This window comes from Psychrobacter sp. TB20-MNA-CIBAN-0197 (assembly GCF_040309765.1).
Lineage (GTDB): Bacteria > Pseudomonadota > Gammaproteobacteria > Pseudomonadales > Moraxellaceae > Psychrobacter > Psychrobacter submarinus.
Genome location: NZ_JBEOPC010000792.1, coordinates 1 through 263 on the forward strand (window position 1 = coordinate 1; position 263 = coordinate 263).

Below are 263 nucleotides of genomic sequence, written 5' to 3' on the forward strand. Positions count from 1 at the left end.
CTTCAACGCTGATGACCACGTCTTCCAGGGTCGATGCATCCATCAGCGCGAGAATCAGGCGGCGGGTCTTTTCGAACAGGCGATCGTTGTCGCGGGCCACGTCCATCAGATGCGAAAGGCGATGGCGCATCTCGATATTGCGGTCGCGCAGGATGGTCATCTGCCGCTCGACCAGCGACACGGTGTCGCCACGTCGGTGCGGAATGCGCAGCGACGGCAGCAGCTCTTCGTGCTCGACGAAGAAGTCCGGATGAGCCTCCAGG

1 protein-coding gene is annotated in these 263 nt (G+C 62.0%); it reads right to left on the reverse strand.

Going from position 1 to position 263, the window contains the following annotated elements:
• On the reverse strand, window positions 1-263 hold a 263-nt coding region (locus tag AAEY83_RS16015), incomplete at both ends, for a DUF484 family protein (protein ID WP_351060558.1).